Genomic DNA, 19,047 nt, shown 5'->3' with positions numbered 1-19,047 from the left:
CCAGACAGCCGCGCAGTCGACGACGCGCGGCGGCGGAGCGAGTCGGCGCCGGCCAGCCCGCCGCTCAGGACAGCGTCGGTCCGGTCGCGTCGGATCGACCTGCCGCAACCATACTCATTAGCGCTACGCAGTCGGTCAGATTGCGGCGCGCGGCGATCGCCAGCGGCGTTTCGCCCGCCGCATTGGCTTTGCCCGGATCGGCGCCGGCCGTCAGCAGACTGGTCACCATCTGTCTGACCTGCGGCTCATCGACCTCATCTTCGTCGAAAAATAGCGCCGTATGCAGCGGCGTATTTCCCCCGTCATCCCCGCTATTGACCTCTGCGCCGCGTTCGCAGCAGAAGGTCACGATAGCGCTATGGCCGCGATAAGCGGCGTAGTGCAGCGGCGTGATAAGCTGGTCGTTGGCCCTGAGCTCAACCTCGCCCTGCAGCACGGCGCGCCTGAATAATTCATCCGCCACGTCCGAATCGCGCCGCAGACTGATGGCATGCAGCAGGTTGTCGCCATTGCCGGCGACATGATGCCGGCTGCCCCAGGCCTCCGGTTGGTTCTCCAGCATGTAGACACAGCGCGGATCGCTACACTGCGCGGCCACCATCAGCGGCGTGCGGCCCTGCGCATCCGGCTTGCCGCCGTGCGCGCCGCGGCGCAGCAACATCCCGGCGATTTGCTCATGCCCGGCGCGAATGGCGCACAACAGAGGCGTAGCGCCTTCCTCATCCGCCGCATCGATATCCGCGCCGTGCGTCAGCAGGCGTTCGATGATCGCTATTTTGAGCGCCTCGTCGACCTCATGCGGCTGCCTGCACTCCTCGTCATCCGGATAGCTATCATAGCCGTACGCCTCCTGCGCCGCCTCGTGCAGGGCCGTACGCCCGCGTGGGTTGCTCTGGCGCGGATCGGCGCCGTGCGCCAATAGCGCCTCGATCGCCGTCAGACAGCCGCAGGCGGACGCGCACATCAGCGGCGAATCGCCGTCGGGATCGAGCCAGTTCATATCCGCGCCCGCCGCCAGCAACATCTCCACCGTGGCGCGGCGATCCTCGCCGCTGACCCACCCCCAGTTGCTGATGGCGCGGTGCAGCGCGGCCGAGTTGTCGAAACCGCCCACCGCGTCAGGATTCGCCCCTTTGTCCAGAAAATACCTGACCAGTTGCGTCTGACACTTGGATACGGCATAGAGCAGCGGCGTAGCGTTCTGCCCGCTGCAGGCTTCAATATCCAGCAGACCGCGTCGGTCAAGCTCATCCAGATAGCGGATGATTTCGGACTGCGGTTTGTCGCTTTGGCGGGTCGACAGAAAATGAACAAACTGCTCCTGTTTGATACAGCACCGGCGCCGCGGATCGGCGCCATGATCCAGCAGCAGTTTGAAGAGGTCGAAATAGCCCAGCATGGCGGACCACTCCAGCGCGCTGAACTCAAGTCTGATAATGCCCTCACGATGCTGATACTCGCGCGTCAACTTGCGTTTACTGGTGCAGTTCGGATCGGCGCCCTGTTCGAGCAGCAGACGGCTTAAGCCGCACAGGTACTGCCCCACGCTCTCGTTATTGCCGCCCGCGCGGTCCATGCTATAAATCAGCAGCGGCTGTTCGTTATACGCAACAATGTTATCTTTCATCTTACGCGCAATGACGCGATTCGGGTCATCGCCCGCAATCAACCGCCTGACGGTCTCCAGCGACACGCGGGAAACCAGCGCCCATCTCAACGGATCGCCGGATTCCTCGCTGAGCTGATCCAGCGGTTCAGGCAAACTGTCCAGCAGCGGGCTGATATCCTCGCCGGCATGAGCATAGAACATAAAACTGGCGATCAGATTGCCGCTGAAGTGCTCATTCTGCATCACGGCATTGAGCGGCCAGCCGATAGACAGCAGCGCAGGCGCCAGGATCATGAAAGATTCCGCGTTGTATCTCACGGCCAGATCCGCCAGGGTGAGACACGAGTCCAGCGGCGCATAGTCGTTGGAGTTATAATTAAACGGCTCCTCCAGCGGCAGCGACAATCCCCGGCTGCGATAGATTTCCTGCAGCCGATGCAGGGCTGCCGTCACCTTGCTCAGAGGCATCCGATTGCCGTGGGAATCGCAGGTGAACAGATAAGAGAACACCGTTCCCTGCTTGATATCGCGCCAGGTCAAATCGGCGCCGCGCGCCGCCAGCAGGCTGGCCTGTTCGAGATGGTCGTGCCAAATCGCCAGATAGAACGCGGACAGGCCGTGGCATTCGATGGCCGCGCCGCGCTCCAGCAGCCAGGGAAGCAGCGCGCCGCCGTGCTCGACTTCGTCCGGCCAGCCCGCCGCTATCTGCAGGGCGCTGAGTCTGAAATTCCCCCACGGCCCCGGCGCATTGATATCCGCCCCCCTCTCCAGCAGCATGCCCAGCAGCGTCAGCTTCTCATTGCACGTCAGGTGGGTAGCGATCGCCAGATCGCTGAACATCTGGTCGATACCTGGCGCGCCGTGCGGCAACCGCTGGATAATCCGCCTGATTTCCCGGACATCGTGCAGCAGGATGCTGACGGGCAGATCGAGCGCCCGCGTCTGATTAATCTCGCGCAGCCGGCGGGCCAGACGCAGGCCGAAGTTTTCGCTGGTCAGGTAGGGGATCATATTAACTTTTTCGTCTTCCGGCACGGTCACGCCCGCCTCCAGCAGCCGGATAAAACCGGTGTAGTGCCCGCGTTTGAGCGCCTCCAGCCCCAGACCGGAAAACTTGCAGCCGCGCAGATCCAGATCCATGCGCAGCCCGCCTTTCTGTAACTCATCCAGTACGCTGGAAAACGTCGTGGCGGAGATCTTTTCCTGCCGGTCGTAGAGTGACGGATTGATCAGCGCCTGGTAAAGCGGCGCGGCCCAGGGCTGCTCCGCCTGGTTGACGTCCGCGCCCAGCCGGATCAGCCAGCGTATCCGCAACGTATCGATGCGGATATCCTGCAGGCTCAGATAGTAGGCCAGCACGGTCTTGCCGCTGGCGCGGCTGTCGGTCTGGTTCAGATCCAGCCCCTGACGCAGTAAAAAGGCGAAGTGCGACTCTTTTAGCGCCTTACGCCCGACCAGCGCATGCAGTAGCGGCAGCCCGTCGATATAGTCGGGCAGGCTCACGCCAGAAGCCAGGAATGCCTCAATAAGCGGCAGCGACAGCGACGTCACCGCCCCTTCCATCGCCGAACGCCGCTGGCCTGGCGCGCCGATGACCAGCTCACAGCCCAGCGACAACAGATAGCTGGCTATATTAGCCCGGCGATGCGTCACGGCATGATGAATTGGCGTATACCCCTGCTCATCGGGCGTGTTGCAGTTTTCAGCGTTGACGCGCTGACGGATTTTTCTCAGGCTGCCGGCTTTAATCAGTTCGCCGATAGTCTGGTTACGGTTAAAAAACATCGGGTTATCCTGGATCAATTTGATGGGCGGGATAATACCATCTGACGCCGCTATGTTGCATAGCGCGGATAGCTTTTGTTCTTTTGGCGATACGCGCGGTTCCCTTGCGCCGTTAAACGGCGAAATAAGCATCCGGGTAATCGCGGAAGACGAAACGGGCAATAGAAATAAGTCTGAAGCGACGACGGAATTTTAATTACATGGCAAAATCTGTAGTTAAACAGGCCGCCGGAAAGCAGTCCTGACCACCAAAGCAAAATCCATCTAAAGATGAGAGAATATCTTTTCTGTAAAACGGCAATATGGAACCGGCTGACGGTGGATAACAAGATGGCGCCAATGACAACCAAAGACGATGTTATTAAACTGATTTATCGGCTTGCCTCAGACAGACGAGACAACCCGGAGCAATGGGAAAATCGTGATTTATCTTGTTATCTGGAGGCGATGGCCTCATGGATAGAGGATATGGATGGCTTTTACGAAAATACGGGACGGCGCGCTCCCGGCGACATTAGCTGGTCTGTTCTGGCGGATATATTACAGGCCGCCAAAATTTATGAATAAGTGCCGCCCGCTCAAACACGCGCCTGAACAACGACCAGGCGCTTGCCGCCCGGCTAATCCCTGATCTCCACCTGCAGCGCCCGGCTGTCCCCCCGGCCATGATCATCGATGGCGCGCACGCGATAGCGTCCGCTGACGGTCGGCCGCCATTCGATACTGCGCCGGCTGGCGCTATTGCCGATGTAAATATCATCGACAAACCAGTAGATCGTGGTGCTGTCCGCATCGGTCACGGCGCTGAAGGTGATCGGATCGCTGCGCCGCGCCGCGGACTCCAGAGCATAGGTGGTATGCAGCAGCGGAGAGGTAATGCGCGGCGGGCTGCCGCCGGCGCTGCTCCCGCTTTCGCCGCAGTGGGCGGTTGACGGCGGCGCGCGCTTGGGCAGCCCGGCCAGAGCAAAGATGCGCGCCAGATCGGAAGGCCAGAATTCGAAAACTTCAATATGCGCGTCGTCACCCGCCCCCGGCGTACACACCACGGCGCCGCTGCGATTGTCGATGGCGAGCGGGCGATAAACGGTATCGACCTTGATGGGCGATTTACCGGGAATAAACCAGCTCTCGCCTTTTTGCTGACACCAGGGCGTGGCCAGATCGCCGCTGGCGAGACAGATTTTCACCCGCTTCACCCCTGCCGGGCGCGGACGCGGCGGCGCTTTCAGCGCCGGGTAATCGGCCTGTATGCTGTCGATAATATTGAAAAACAGCGGCGCCGCGGCGCTGACGCCGATAAAAGCGTTATTGCCCTGACCGTCAAAGTTGCCCTGCCAGACGATGAGCACGTAAGGGCCGAAAATGCCGGCGCTCCACGCGTCGCGAAATCCCCACGAGGTGCCGGTCTTCCAGTAGACCGGCAGCGCGGCCGGGTGTCGGTTCAGCGTTTCTCCCGGCCGACGGTGCTGGCCCAGCATATCGAGGGTAATAAAACTGGCTTCATCGCTCAACAGCCGCACCGGCGCGCTCTGCGGCTCGGCCTGATCCATGCGCAGCGCCTTCAGCTCGCCGCGATTAGCCAGCATGGCGTACATACGCGCCAGCTCCTGGACGCTGACCTCGCCGCCGCCGAGCGTCAGGGATAAACCATAATGTCGTTCGCTGGCCATACCGGAGATGCCGGCCATTTGCAGAAACTGATACAGATTCGGCTGATTCAGGCGGGAGGTGATCCAAACCGCCGGAATATTGCGGCTGTAATTGAGCGCATCGACGGCCGATATCGGCCCGAGAAAGCGACGGTCGAAATTCTCCGGCGCCCAGGCGCCAAAGGTCGACGGCACATCGCGCAGGATGGTCATCGGATGAATAACGCCCTGCTCCAGCCCCAGCGCATAAATAAAGGGTTTCAGGGTCGATCCCGGCGAACGTTTGGCCCGGGTGCCGTTCACCTGACCGGCGATATCCCGATTAGCGTAGTCGGCGGAGCCGACCATCGCGCGCACGCCCATATCGCGCGTATCGACCAGCAACACGGCGCTATTGCGGATGCCGCGCTGGCGGTTGCGCGCAATAAAATCGTCAACCTGTTTTTCCACCAGCCGCTGCAGGCTGGCGTCCAGCGTGGTATCTACGCGCTGCCCGTTCAACGCCTGCTGCCGCCGGCTTTGCTGCAGTTGTTCGATAAAATGCGGCGCGCTGAACGGCATGGCCTCCGGCTGGCGCAGCGCCAGCGGCAGCCGGAACAACGCCGCAAGGCTGACGTCCTGCGGATGACGGACCAGCCAGCGGCGGTAAAGTCGATTGCGCGCTTCGCTGAGCGCCGGCCCGGCCACGCGGCTGTCGCGGGTCATACGGTTGCCGGGCGACTGCGGCAGCACCGCCAGCGTCAGAGCTTCCGGCAGCGTCAGTTCGCGCGGCGTTTTATTGAAATAAATCAGACTGGCGGCGCCAATGCTTTCAATATTGCGGCCGTAGGGCGCGTAATTCAGATAGGCCTCCAGAATATCGCGTTTGGAGTAGCTCAGCTCCAGCTGCACGGCGCGCAACACCTGAAGCAGTTTGCCCTGCGGCGTGCGGGTATTGAGCTGCCAGCGCATACGCGCCAGCTGCATGGTCAGCGTGGAGCCGCCCTGCTGACGGCCGCCGCTGATATAGCTGCGCCAGAAACCGCGCAGCAGGCTGTAGGGATTGAACCCCGGATGATAGTCGAAGCCGCGATCTTCATGCAGTTTAATGCCTTCGACCACCTGCGGCGAAACCGCCTCCAGCGGCGTCCACAAGCGATAGCGATCGTCGTTGGCCAGCGTCAAGCGCAGCAGCGCGCCGTGACGATCGTACCAGGCGGTAGAGAGCGGCAGCCCCTGAGCCAGCGGCGGATGGGGCCACAGACGAAAACCGATGCACGGCAACGCCAGCAGCAACAGCGCAACCAGCAGATTAAGCGACTGACGCCGCCACGCGGCCGATGGGCGCCATGCGCGCGCGCGCCGCATCAGCCTGCCCGCCGTCGTATAGCGCAAAGCGCGCCCCGCCGATCAGCGCGCCGCCGGCGGCACGACGGTTAGCGGCGCACGGCCGGCCGACATCGCCTGGATTTCGCGATCGTACATCGCCTCGCCGTACGCCGGCGGCACGCTAAACACCCCGCTGTTGGTCGATTTGATCTGGTAAACGAACGCCTGTACTTCACGCGTGGCGCTGCCGTAAAGAATCACCCGATCTTCGCGGATATCGCTGTAGTCGGGCCGCCAGCCGGAGCCGCCGACGCTCAGCGGCGATAGCCAGACGTCGTCGGCCGCCTCATCCGTCTCCTGCGCTTCATCCTCCTCGCCGGCCGGCGGCGGCGTTTGCTGCACCACCTCGAAACCGCCCGGCAGCAGGTCGACAATCGCCAGATCGGCCAGTCCCTCGCCGGCGATGGCGCGAATCTTCACGTGCACGTTCACCTTCTGTCCCAGCGTAACCTGCGCCAGCGGTTTACCCTGCTCGTCGGTATACTCGCGGCTGATCTCCAGCCCGCGCGCGACCGCTTCGCGCGGCGCATGCCGATCATAGCCGGACTGCGTCACCACATACCAGGCCGGCGCCGAACCCGGATTGCTGAACTGCAGCGCCCGGCTATCGGCGCTAAACGACGCCCTGGCGACCAGCCCCTGCAGGGTGGAAATCACCTGAGTCTTGTCGTCTTCGCCCTTACTGCTGATGGTCAATTCGCCCTGCGGCGCCGTCCGCGCCGCCGTCAGGCTGGCATAGCGATCCAGCGCCAGAATGCTCATGGCGGAAGAAAGCGTGGTGAAACGTCCGCTCTGCAGGTTAAGCACAATATTTTCCAGCAGCTGCGGCGGCATCTGCGCGGCCTTCTGCGGGAAATGGCGGCTAATCAGATACAGCCGGGTGCTGTCCCGCACCAGCGGATCCAGGTAGTCGCGCGTCCACCAGGCCTTATCCCAGGCGCGGTTCAGCTGTTGCCACGTCGGCTGCAGCAGGCGATCCGCCTCATCGTCCATCTGCAGCAGGCTGTAGGACGCCGCCAGATACAGCGCGGCCAGATCCTGACGCCAGTCCTGCGGATAGTCCGCCTGCAGCTGCGACTGCACCGTCGCCAGCAGGCCGGTGGTGACCTCCTGTTGACGGGTGAGCAGCCAGGCGGCGAAGGAGCGCAGCCGTAGCTCGCTCAGATCGCGCCGGCCGTTGTCGGCGGCCAGCTGACGCAGATAACCGTTGGCGGCGCCGAGCAACGCGTCCGGCACCGGATAACCGGCCTCGCGCGCTTCCAGCAGAAACTGCACCGCGTAAGCGGTCATAAAGGGATCGGGCTGCGGCGTCGAACGCCAGGTGCCGATGGCGCCCTGATTGTTCTGCCGCGACAGCAGCACGCCGAGAGTCCGTTTCAGCTGTTCGCGAATCTGCGCTTCGCTCATATCGGCGCGCATTTCAGGGTGGCGCAGTTGAAAAAGCAGCGGCACGGCGCGGCTGACGATCTGCTCCGAACTGTCGTTCGGGTAGTCGGCGAGGTATTTAGCCAGCCCGTCGGTCAGCACCAGCGGCGAGTAAGAGACCAGCGCCTCGCGCCGCGCGAAGGCCGGGAACATCTGCCGCAGGTGGTCGACGCTCTGCTGGCGCCCCGCCATGCGCCCCATCACCGACTGGGTGCGATACGGCATCGCCGGGCGCACCGACAGACTAAGGCTGCGGCGCGCGGATTTATCGGCGCCGCTGGCGCTAAACACCACGCTGGCGCTGCCCGGCAAATCAAGCGCGCGCAGACGGAAAGACGCCATCCCCTCCTGTTTTTCGGCCAGCGTCAGCGTACGTTCCGATTCGCCCACCGCCTGCAGGGCCGGCGGCAGGGTGAGCGCGACCTTCACTTCGGCTTTGCCGCCGTTGAGCGTGGTCAGGTTATTAGCCACGCCCACGCTGACGTCGAACTCGTCGCCCGGCGCCACCGTGGCCGGCAGCGAGGGCGTCAGCACGAAGTCGTCCCGTACGGTGGTCGCGCTCTGCGCGTGGCCGATGCGCTGCGGCGTCACCGATACCGCCATAACCCGAATTTTGCCGTTGAAATAATCCGGCACAGGATAGTTAAAGGTGGCGCTGCCGTTCACCTCACGGAGGCCCGACCAGTAGGTTACCGGCTTATCCTGCTTGCGCTTAAACGGATTCAGATGCAGATCCATGCCCTCGCCGCCGTCGCCGCCGGGCGCCGAACTCCGGGCCGCGAGTTTGCTGAATTCGGGCAGGATCAGATCGAGGATCTGCGCGCTTTCCACGCTCAGGGTGCGTTTACGGAAGAAGTAATCCAGCGGATCGCGCAGACGGTAGCGCGCCACCTGCAGTATGCCTTCGTCCACCGCGAAGACCGCCACCTTTTGCGGCGAGTCGGTGGTCACATGAATCGCCAGCGTCTCGCCCGGCTTAATCAGCGGCGGCGCGCTGACGGCGATCGCCGCCTGGCGCCCCTCGCGGCTGATGCTGAACGGCAGTACGCCATAGCTCAGCGGGCTCATAAAGATCTCGTCCGAATTCTGGTCGCGCACGAACTGCACGTTAATATAGCCGTTGCCTTCCATTTCCGCCGGCAGGCGAATTTTCTGCACCGAACTGGTGGTCGTCGAATGGAACCACTGCCAGCTGTACACTTTATCGCGCTCAATGGTGATAATCCCGCTGCCGGTATAAGGCGCGTTGATCGCCACTTCGATCTCTTCGCCGGGCCGGTAGAGCGCCTTATTGAGCTTCAGCTTCAGCTCGGCGTTGCGATCCAGAGAACGCGACACATTGGCGTTGCCCGCCACGGTATAGTTGACCCGGTTGAGAACGCGGCCGGACTTATCCTTGATCGCCAGCACGAAGGTGCCTGGTTTATCAGTGGCCAGCGTGATATCGCCGCCCTGCGGCGCAAGCGTCAGCGGCTGCGTCGCAACCAACTCTTCTTTCAGCCGCGACTGATATTTATATACGCCGGAATCCTGACGGGTCAGCACCGACAGATATTTCTGTTCGACCAGTTCGGCGCTCAGATCGGCCAGCGGGATCGTCTCCAGCCGCGAATTGATGGCGATAACGTTGAGATGCCGAACGGCGCGGTGGTTAATGTAATCCAGATCGCCATCCGCCCTGACGCCCACCAGATAATCGTACGGCGAGATCAGCGCGTTCGCCGCCGCGCTGACCGAACGACCTCCGCCGGCTTCAAAGGCTTCGGCCACCAGCTGTAGTTGCCAGGTGGCGTCGGCCCAGGAATTCATGCCCAACGGGATTTCGGCCTGACCGTTAGCGTCGGTGGTCTGATCCTCCAGCCCGCTTTCGACGTTTTCATCGCTGCGGCGGTTTTCATAGAAACGATAATCCGGGTACTGGCCGAAGCTCGGATAAACCGGCCGCAGCGTCAGTCGCGACGACACGCGGCGATTCTGCGCCGGCGTGCCGAACAGGTTTTGCACCTCGATCGCCGCCTTCAGTTCCTGCGGCTTAATCCATCCCTGCGGCCGATCGGGCGTCAGTTTCAGAGCCACTTTCATCTGATCCGGTTCGAACGCCTTTACCTGTACGCTGGTGCTGCCGAGCAGACGGGAATTATTGTTGTCCTTGTCCAGCAGATAGAGATAGACCATCCATTCGCCGGTCGGCGAGTTTTCCGCGGTGGCGTAGCTGAGTTCGCTGAAGCCGCTGCTGTCCAGGGTCAGCGGCTGGCTGCTCATCACCGTGGCGCGCGGATCGCGGATCTCGGCGCGCAGCGGCATGCCCGCCAGCGAAGTTTGCCAGTCAAGCGTGCGGGTGATCAGACCGATATGAAAGGTGTCGCCCGGCCGGTAGAGGCCGCGGTCGGAGAACAGATAGCTGCTCAGCGTACGCGGATCGACCGGGTTCTCCGCGCCATAGGTGTCGAAACGCGAGAAATCCAGCCCGCGATCGTACCAGGCGGACAGCGGCAGGAAGGAGACATCGCCCTCTTTCTCCACCAGCAACATCACCGGCGAACGCTCGTTGCGAAACGCCTCCAGCGACGGGAATCTCACATGGCCGTCCGCGCCGGTGGTGCGTTTCAGCAGCGTCACGCCGTTCTTCGCGACCACGGAGACGCTGGCGCCGCTGACCGGGCTGCCGGCGGAGATGGACTGAACAAAGACGTCGCGCGACTCATCCTGCGACTTTTTGCTGATGATGCCGAGATCGGTAATCACCACGAAGCGCGAGTCCGCGCCGTCGCTCCCCTCGTCTTCTTCGCTTTCGTCGCCGTCGTACTGATCTTCGTCCTCCTGCGCGCCGCGCGCCGCTTTGTGCGGATCCCACGGCGTCAGGCTAAGCAGAAAAATGCCGCGCTTCGGCTGGCCGTCGGCGCCCAGATAGCGGCCCAGATCGATGCCCTGATAGGTCGTTTCGCCCGGCCGGGCGTTGTCCAGCGCGGTATGATAGGTAAAGTGTTCGGTAAAATAATCGGCGTCCAGACGACGGAAACCGGCCGCGCTAAAGATGCGCTCCTTGAATGACACGATATGTTGCAGCTGGCCGGGGATCACCCGTTTAATATCCAACTGCAGGCCAGGCACGTTACGCGCCGCCACGGTAATCTTCTTTTCGCCCTGCAGGGACAGCAGCGCGCCCTGCGACATAAAGCGCAGGGTTTGCGGATAGTCCGCAACGTTCACCACCCGGTAGATCTTCTCTTTCAGCTTATAGCCGCCGACCGAAGTGAGCGCATTGTCGATCTCCACCAACAGGAAGCGGTTGGCGGGCGCGTCGAAAGCAAAGCTGAACTGCGGCTGATTCGGCTGTTCGACGTCGTTAAGCGTCAGCGTCAGCGCGCTGGACTGCGCCATGATCTGATTGTCGATATCGTCCACCGACCAGCGATAGAAATCCTCCGGATCGCGCGACTCCTCCTCGCGCCCCGGGCGATGCTGCGGCAGCAGCCAGGCCCGGACCGCCGTTTTGATCTGCCGCTCGTTCACCGCATCGCTGGCGCCGACTATCAATGCCCGAGCGCTCTGTCCGTCGCCGGATTCGGCAACCACCGCCCCAACGTCGGTCACCGCCAGGCTATACAGACCGGGTACAGCGAGCGTGCTGCTCTGCGCCTGTTCAACCGGCCCGGCGGCGACGGTCGACTTCACGCCTTCGCCAATGCTCAGTCTGACCTGACCGGCCTTGTCCGGCAGCGCCAGCGGCGCCGAATGCACCCATGCCTGGGTTTTCTTATCGTCATAAACCACGGACCAGGCCAGCGACTGGGCCGGCGGCAGGGAGAGCGCGATCTGCTTTTCGAAACTGACCACATCGACCGGCGCATTGAAGATAACCGGGAAAATGGCTTTCTTCTGCTGAGGGTTTTGCGGATCCTGATAAAATTCGGGCTGACCGAAACGGTAGCCAAACGCCTGGGTGGTGAATTCATACTGGGTTTTATCCAGCACAATCTGCGGCGCAAGCAGTCGTTGCGCATCCAGTTTAATTTGCCAGCGCTGCCCCATCGGCAATGTTTTTTGCGCGGTAAAGACCAGCGTCCGCTCATTTTCCCACGTCCAGACGCCTCCCGTCGCCGGCGTCAGCGTAACGCCCTGGGCGATCGTTTTGCCGATCTGCGCGATAGGCGCGGCCGGCGCGGAGAAATGCAGCTCGAGGCGCTGAGGCGCCTGCCGCGCGGCGCGATAGTCGGGCGTCGCCGGCGGCTGGACGTTCACCGTGGCGTTCAGCCGGGTCATCGGCGCCGGGTCAATCGGCGACGGGCGATTCTGCAGCCAGTGATAGCCATAAAATAGCGCGCCGGACAGCGCGGCCAGCAGCACGATGGCGAGGGAAAGCCGCCCGGGATAACGGTTCACCCAGGCTTCCGCCGCGCGCGACGCCCGGCCCAGCCACGGCAGCCAGCGCGGCGGTTGCCAGCGGATTTCGCCAGTCAGCGGACGGAGGAATCTGGCCAGCGCGCGCAATATCAGGCCGATGACGCGTCCGATCGCGCGCAGGAGAATAAAAGGCAGGCGAAGAATAAAACGGAGTAAATCCATAAAAATCACCCTTCAGACTCTGAGGCCGACCATAGTCCGGCGTCCGCTGTTGTATCCATGGCATATCCCTTCACCGGAATGCCGCGAGTTATATCTCGTCATACTTCAGACTGCATGTACGCCGGCGACGCATGCGGCGCCGGACGCTATTCCATCCCGCGCGCCCAGGCGGCCAGCAGAGTGCGCTCCGACTGCACCAGATAGTTTTCCATCGCCTGCGCCGCCTGCTGCGCCTGACCGGATTCGATCAGCTGTAAAATCCGGTCGTTCATTTCGATATAGGGAGCATGCAAAAATTCGGCGTCGTGCAGCAGCCCGAACGCCAGGCGCAACTCGGCCAGCAGATGGCCGAAGAAGGTATTCAGCCGCTCGCTGTCGGCCAGTTCAACAATTGCGGCATGGAACGTCATGTTGGCGGTGCCCACGCCGAGCCAATCCTGAGCGTCCCGACAGCGGCGGGCGGCGGCGACGGCGGCGGCAATGTGTCGGGTCGCCGGATGACCGGGCCAGGCCTGCGCCAGCGCCTGACACTCGATAAAGCGCCGGACGCGATAGATATCGATAATGGACGCCATACTGGGCGTCGCCACAAAGACGCCGCGATTGGGCTCATGGCGCAGCAGCCCCTCCTGAGTCAGGACGCGAAAGGCCTCGCGCAGCGTATTGCGCGAAATCGCCAGATCGTCGCTCAGCGCCGCCTCCGACAGCCGCTGACCGGGCTGAAGCTCGCCTTCAATCAGCATCCGCCGAATTTCCTGCGTCACCTTTTCACCCAGCGGGCGGGTATCCTCGGGTAATTCTTTCTTCATCATCCATCCATTGCCAGCAATCCGGCTCGGCGTCGTCCTGCCGGGGTGGCAGCGATCATCTCCGAGTTGCTTATCGCCCGTCAAGCAAATGGTGCGCCGGCCCGCCGCCGCCGCCGTCACCGCACCATATCGGTGCATTGCGCAACCGTAATGACCTATACTGGTTCAATCAGTCGGCGACAAGGCGCAAATTGTTCAACAAAACAATTCATATTAGCCAACAACTTAGCGTCTATCATTCTGTTCTGGCACAGCTATTGCATTTTTAGCCCTAAACATCCCCCACCAGGAGTGCACACCTATGTCAACGCAGGCAACCGGTGATTTTGCTAAAAAGCGCCGCGCTTCGCTAATCGCAGCGATATTTCTGATGGCCACCTCGGCCATCGGTCCCGGCTTTATCACCCAGACCGCCACCTTTACCGCCACGATGGGGGCCGCATTCGCCTTCGGTATTCTTGCCTCGATCCTGATCGACTTCGTGGTGCAGATCAACGTCTGGCGCATCGTAACGCTGACCGGCATGCGCGCTTCCGATATCGCCAACGCCACGTTGCCCGGCAGCGGCTACCTGCTGGCGGTGCTGGTGATTTTCGGCGGGCTGGTGTTCAACATCGGCAACATCGCCGGTTCCGGCCTCGGGCTGGACGCCATGCTCGGCCTGCCGCCGAAATGGGGCGGCGCGCTGAGCGCCGTCATCGCCATCGGCATTTTCCTGTCGCGCCGCGCCGGCATCGCGGTCGACCGCATTATGATCGTGCTCGGACTACTGATGATCGGTCTGACTCTGTTCGTCGCCATCGTCTCTCAGCCGCCGCTGGGCGAAGCGCTGCGCCAGACCGTCTGGCCGGATCACATCAACTTCGCCACCATCACCACCATTGTCGGCGGCACGGTCGGCGGCTATATCACCTATGCCGGCGCCCACCGCCTGCTGGATAAAGGCACCACCGGCGCTGAACATATTCAGGAAGTATCCAAAGCCGCGCTGCACGGCATCATGGTGACCGGGGTGATGCGCTACATTCTGTTTCTCGCCATTCTCGGCGTGGTGGCCAGCGGCGTGATTATCGATACCTCAGGCCAGGGAGCCAACCCGGCCGCCCAGGCGTTCCAGGCCGCGGCCGGCGAATTCGGTCTGCGCATATTCGGCCTGATCCTGTGGGCGGCGGGGATCACCAGCGTTATCGGCGCCGCCTATACCTCGATTTCGTTCATCACGGTATTCAAACCGAACATCACCGAACGGGGACGCAATCAGGCTACGGTGATATTTATCGCCCTTTCCCTGCTGATTTACCTGCTGCTCGGCACGCCGCCGGCGGCGCTGCTGGTGTTTGCCGGCGGTTTCAACGGCTTGATTCTGCCCATCGGGCTGACGCTGTTCATGTACGTCGGCTGGCGGCGCAGCGACCTGATGGGCGGTTACCATTATTCGCGCTGGCTGTTGCTGATCGGCGCCGTGACCTGTGTGCTGACCTGGTACATGGCGATTAAATCCATCGGCCCAATCTTCGCTTTTCTTAACGTGGCCTGATACGAGGACGCTAATATGACGACTATTGATTTAAACAGCGACCTGGGCGAAAGCTTCGGTCAGTGGAAAATGGGCGATGACGACGCCATGCTCGACATCGTTACCAGCGCCAACGTCGCCTGCGGTTTTCACGCCGGCGATCCGGCTGGCATTTTGCGCACGCTGCGCGCGGCCAGAGAACGCAACGTGGCGATCGGCGCGCATGTCGGCTACCCGGACCTGGCGGGCTTCGGCCGCCGCAATATGGATATCGCCAGCGCCGATCTGACCGCCGGCGTGATCTATCAAATCGGCGCGCTGCAAGGTCTGGCGACCGCCGCCGGCACCACGGTGAGCTACGTCAAACCGCACGGCGCGCTGTATAACACTATCGCCGGCGACAAGCGCCAGGCGCTCGACGTGATTCAGGCGATCCTCGAAGTGGACGCCAGTTTGGTACTGGTCTGTCTGGCCGGCTCGCCGCTGCTCAATCTGGCGCGAGAAAAGGGACTGACCACCGTGGCCGAAGCCTTCGCCGACCGCGCCTATACGCCTGAAGGCACGCTGGTTTCGCGCCGGCTGGCCGGTTCCGTATTACACGATGCCGATCTGGTGGCGCGGCGTATGCTCAGGCTGGTGGAAGACGGCGTGGTGGAAGCCATCGACGGTACGCCGACGCCGGTTCAGGCCGATTCGATCTGCGTGCACGGCGACAGCCCGGGCGCGCTGGCGATGGCGCATCAGGTGCGCCTCGCGCTGGAAAAGGCCGGCGTGACGCTTCGCCCCTTTACGGCGCATGAAGCGGAATGACCTCGTCCGAACAGGCGAAATATCGGGCGATTGACGCCCGCCGCCGCGCCGGGGCGATTGACCCCCTGGCCGGCGGCGCGGCCGTCCTCCGCTTCGCCATCACCCATCGCCGATATTCCCGGCAGTATCCGCCATACCCTGGAGTTAGCCTTGCGTTTTTTACCCGTCAACCTTAACGCGATTCTGGTCGAACTGGCCGATCTGGACGAAACCCTGGCCCTGTTCGAGACGCTGCAGGCCAATCCCGTCGCGGGCGTGGACGAAATCATTCCCGCCGCCCGCACCCTGCTGATCTATTTCCGTCCGGCGGCCGTCGGCCGCGCCGAACTGATCGCCCATATCGCCGGCCGCGACGTCAGCCATCGCACCGATCGCGCCGGCCGGCTGATTGAAATCCCGGTGCATTACAACGGCGAAGACCTGGCCGAGGTCGCGCAGGGACTCGGCATCAGTACTGATGAGCTGATTCGGCGCCATACCGGCCGCGATTACAGCGTGGCGTTCACCGGGTTCGCGCCCGGGTTCGCCTATCTGACCGGCGGCGCCGAATTCCGCGTGCCGCGCCGCGCCACGCCGCGCACCAAAATCCCGGCCGGCGCCGTGGCGCTGGCCGGCGAATTCAGCGGCATCTATCCGCAGGCCAGCCCCGGCGGCTGGCAGATCCTCGGCGTGACCCCGCTGAAAATGTGGGATCTGACGCGCGAGCAGCCGGCGCTGCTGCTGCCGGGCTATCGGGTGCGTTTCCGCGACGCCGGCCCGCTGCCGGACAGCCCGCCGGCCGAACGCCCCGCCGCGCCAGCCGCCGATGCGCCGCAGGGCGTCGACGCGCTGGAAATTGTCGCGCCCGGCCTGCAAAGCCTGCTGCAGGATCTGGGCCGGCCGGGCCAGACCGCTCAGGGGGTTTCCACTTCCGGCGCGCTGGATCGCGGCGCGCTGCGCGCCGCCAACCGCGCGGTCGGCAACCCGGCCGACCGCGCCTGCATCGAGATCCTGCACGGCGGACTGAGTCTGATCTGCCGCGGTCGTGCTCTGGTGGCCGTCACCGGCGCCCGCATGCCGCTGAGTCTGACCGATCGCGACGGACGGCCGCTGCCGGCCGAAAGCTGGCGACCGCTGTTGCTGGAAGACGGCGACCGCCTGACGCTGGGCGCCGCGCAGCAAGGTCTGCGCGGCTATCTGGCGGTGCGCGGCGGTTTCGCCGTCGCGCCGGTGCTCGGCAGCCTGTCGCGCGATACCCTTGCGCAGCTCGGCCCGGAACCGCTGCGCGCAGGCGACCGGCTGGCGATTGGCCGCATCAGCGCGCAGCGGGCGGTATCGCTTAGCGAAGCGCCGACCCACGAGTTGCCGGTCAGCCAGCAGGTGGTCACCCTCGATGTGGTGATGGGCCCGCGCAGCGACTGGTTCACAGAGCAAGCCATTCGGCTGCTGGCCGGTCAGCTCTGGCTGGTTACCCCGCAGTCGAACCGGGTGGGCATCCGGCTGAACGGCGAGCAGCCGCTGACGCGCAGCAACCAAAGCGAGCTGCCCAGCGAAGGCACCTCGCCCGGCGCCATTCAGGTGCCGGCCAGCGGTCAGCCGGTGCTGTTTCTCGCCGATCATCCGCTGACCGGCGGCTACCCGGTGATCGGCGCGGTCGCCAGTTATCACCTGGACCTGGCCGGTCAGATCCCGCCAGGCGCCCGTATCCGCTTTAATCCGATAACCTCGTTTTGCGAACTGGATGACGCTCAGCCGAATCCGCACGCTCTGAAGAAGACACTATGAAAAAAGTACTCATCGCCAACCGCGGCGAAATAGCCGTTCGTATTGCCCGCGCCTGTCGCGATTATGGTTTACAGTCGGTCGCCGTCTACGCCGACGCCGATATCGACGCGCTGCACGTGCGCTGCGCCGACGAAGCCTGGGGGCTGGACGGACAGCGCCCGGCCGATACCTATCTGGCCATAGACAAACTGCTGGCCATCGCTAAACGCAGCGGCTGCGACGCCGTCCACCCCGGCTACGGCTTTTTGTCCGAACGCGCCGAATTCGCTCAGGCCGTCATCGACGCCGGCCTGATCTGGATCGGCCCGGATCCGGCGACCATCGAGGCGCTGGGCGATAAAGTAAAGGCGCGCAAAATCGCTCAGCGCGTCGGCGCGCCGCTGGTGTCCGGCACCGCGGAGCCGGTGGATAACGCCGAACAGGTGCTGGCCTTCGCCGAACAGGTCGGCCTGCCGATCGCCATTAAGGCCGCTTTCGGCGGCGGCGGACGCGGACTCAAGGTCGCCTGGCGCATGGACGAAGTGGCCGAACTGTATGAGTCGGCGGTGCGCGAAGCCACGGCGGCGTTTGGCCGCGGCGAGTGTTTTCTGGAGAAGTTCCTCGATCGGCCGCGCCACATCGAAGCGCAAATTCTGGGCGACCGTGCGGGCAATATCGTGGTAGTGGGCACCCGTGATTGTTCGCTGCAGCGGCGCAATCAAAAACTGGTCGAAGAGGCGCCAGCCCCGTTCCTGAGCGACGAACAGCGCCGACGCATCCACCAGGCGGCGCACGATATCTGCGCCGCCGCGGGCTACGTCGGCGCCGGTACGGTGGAGTTTCTGCTCAGCGCGGACGGCACCCTGTCCTTTCTTGAAGTCAATACCCGTCTGCAGGTCGAACACCCGGTGACCGAAGAAACCACCGGCGTCGATCTGGTGATCGAACAGTTACGCATCGCCGAAGGGCTGCCGCTGTCGTTCAACGCAACGCCGGCGCCGCGCGGCCACAGCATCGAATTCCGCATTAACGCCGAAGATGCCGGCAAGGGCTTCCTGCCTGCGCCCGGCGCGATCGATGAATTTCAGCCGCCGTCCGGTCCGGGTATCCGGCTGGATACCGGCGTGGCGCGGGGTTCGGTCGTGCCCGGCACCTTCGACTCGATGATGGCCAAACTGATCGTTACCGGCGCCACCCGTGAACAGGCGATTGCGCGCGCGCGCCGCGCGCTGCGCGAGTTCAATATCGAGGGCGTGGCCAGCGTGCTGCCGTTTCATCAGGCGGTGATCGCGCAGGCGGATTTCACCGGCGAACAGGGCTTTCGCGTCCACACCCGCTGGATCGAAACCGATTTCGCCGGGCTGGCGGACATCGCGCCGCGCACCGTGCCGCCCGCCGGTACGGAACTGCTGCGCAGTACGATCGAAATCGACGGACGCCGCTGTACGCTCGGCCTGCCGGCCGCCCTGCTGCGCAATCTCGGTTCCCTGCCCGCGCCGGGGGAACATGCGTCGCCGGCGGATAACGCGCCGCAGTCGGACGATAAGCTGTGCGCCCCGCTGTCCGGCACGCTGCACGCCTGGCTGGTCGAGGACGGCGCACAGGTCAACGCCGGCGACGCCCTTGCGGTGATGGAGGCGATGAAGATGGAAACGCAGATCGTCGCGCCGCGCGCCGGCCGGCTGTCGCAGCTCGCCAAAGCCGGTACGCTGATGGACGCCGGCGACGCGCTGGGCCGCATCGAAGACGCATAGCCTGCGGGTCGGC

At 63.3% G+C, this 19,047-nt stretch carries 9 protein-coding genes; 5 read left to right on the top strand and 4 right to left on the bottom strand.

Translation table 11 applies throughout. The annotated features are described in order from the left end of the window. Nucleotides 1-64: 64 nt before the first annotated feature. The gene (locus FJU30_RS15060) at nt 65-3,394 is read right to left on the bottom strand and encodes an ankyrin repeat domain-containing protein (protein WP_191091619.1); all 3,330 of its coding nucleotides are present in this window, start codon (nt 3,392-3,394) and stop codon (nt 65-67) included. Between the two features lie 318 nt (nt 3,395-3,712). Between FJU30_RS15060 and FJU30_RS15055 the strand changes: the two genes are divergently transcribed. After that, on the top strand, nt 3,713-3,961 hold the full coding sequence (locus tag FJU30_RS15055) for a DUF7660 family protein (protein WP_223881601.1): 249 nt from the start codon (nt 3,713-3,715) through the stop codon (nt 3,959-3,961). A 53-nt stretch (nt 3,962-4,014) separates the two neighbouring features. On the opposite strand, the gene pbpC is transcribed toward FJU30_RS15055, so the two are convergent. From pbpC to FJU30_RS15040, 3 genes are all read right to left on the bottom strand, one after another. Further along, a complete protein-coding gene (gene pbpC / locus FJU30_RS15050; protein ID WP_150435875.1) occupies nt 4,015-6,390 on the bottom strand; it encodes a penicillin-binding protein 1C in 2,376 nt (791 codons plus the stop codon). Between the two features lie 42 nt (nt 6,391-6,432). Further along, a complete protein-coding gene (locus tag FJU30_RS15045) occupies nt 6,433-12,402 on the bottom strand; it encodes an alpha-2-macroglobulin family protein (RefSeq protein WP_150435788.1) in 5,970 nt (1,989 codons plus the stop codon). A gap of 146 nt (nt 12,403-12,548) precedes the next feature. Then, complete coding sequence (locus FJU30_RS15040) at nt 12,549-13,214, bottom strand: GntR family transcriptional regulator (protein WP_223881600.1); 666 nt, start codon at nt 13,212-13,214, stop codon at nt 12,549-12,551. A gap of 298 nt (nt 13,215-13,512) precedes the next feature. Between FJU30_RS15040 and FJU30_RS15035 the strand changes: the two genes are divergently transcribed. The 4 genes from FJU30_RS15035 to FJU30_RS15020 all read left to right on the top strand — a co-directional run bounded on the left by FJU30_RS15035 (nt 13,513) and on the right by FJU30_RS15020 (nt 19,034). Beyond that, nucleotides 13,513-14,748 (top strand): NRAMP family divalent metal transporter, encoded by a 1,236-nt coding sequence (locus tag FJU30_RS15035; protein WP_150435787.1) that lies wholly within the window; start codon nt 13,513-13,515, stop codon nt 14,746-14,748. 15 nt (nt 14,749-14,763) lie between these two features. Next, the gene (locus tag FJU30_RS15030) at nt 14,764-15,537 is read left to right on the top strand and encodes a LamB/YcsF family protein (RefSeq protein WP_150435786.1); all 774 of its coding nucleotides are present in this window, start codon (nt 14,764-14,766) and stop codon (nt 15,535-15,537) included. 150 nt (nt 15,538-15,687) lie between these two features. After that, complete coding sequence (locus FJU30_RS15025; RefSeq protein ID WP_150435873.1) at nt 15,688-17,301, top strand: 5-oxoprolinase subunit B/C family protein; 1,614 nt, start codon at nt 15,688-15,690, stop codon at nt 17,299-17,301. After that, nucleotides 17,298-19,034, top strand: coding sequence for an acetyl/propionyl/methylcrotonyl-CoA carboxylase subunit alpha (locus FJU30_RS15020; protein WP_150435785.1), 1,737 nt, complete (start codon nt 17,298-17,300; stop codon nt 19,032-19,034). The genes FJU30_RS15025 and FJU30_RS15020 overlap by 4 nt, the downstream gene beginning before the upstream one ends. Nucleotides 19,035-19,047 lie beyond the last annotated feature (13 nt).

The organism is Affinibrenneria salicis (assembly GCF_008710095.1).
Note: the sequence above shows the minus strand (reverse complement) of the source record. Positions and strands in the feature narration are given on the sequence as shown.

Coding starts and splice junctions, on each gene's coding strand:
- pbpC (WP_150435875.1), bottom strand. CDS start 6,390: ATGCGGCGCGCGCGCGCATGGCGCCCATCGGCCGCGTGGCGGCGTCAG.
- FJU30_RS15020 (WP_150435785.1), top strand. CDS start 17,298: ATGAAAAAAGTACTCATCGCCAACCGCGGCGAAATAGCCGTTCGTATT.
- FJU30_RS15040 (WP_223881600.1), bottom strand. CDS start 13,214: ATGATGAAGAAAGAATTACCCGAGGATACCCGCCCGCTGGGTGAAAAG.
- FJU30_RS15045 (WP_150435788.1), bottom strand. CDS start 12,402: ATGGATTTACTCCGTTTTATTCTTCGCCTGCCTTTTATTCTCCTGCGC.
- FJU30_RS15030 (WP_150435786.1), top strand. CDS start 14,764: ATGACGACTATTGATTTAAACAGCGACCTGGGCGAAAGCTTCGGTCAG.
- FJU30_RS15035 (WP_150435787.1), top strand. CDS start 13,513: ATGTCAACGCAGGCAACCGGTGATTTTGCTAAAAAGCGCCGCGCTTCG.
- FJU30_RS15060 (WP_191091619.1), bottom strand. CDS start 3,394: ATGTTTTTTAACCGTAACCAGACTATCGGCGAACTGATTAAAGCCGGC.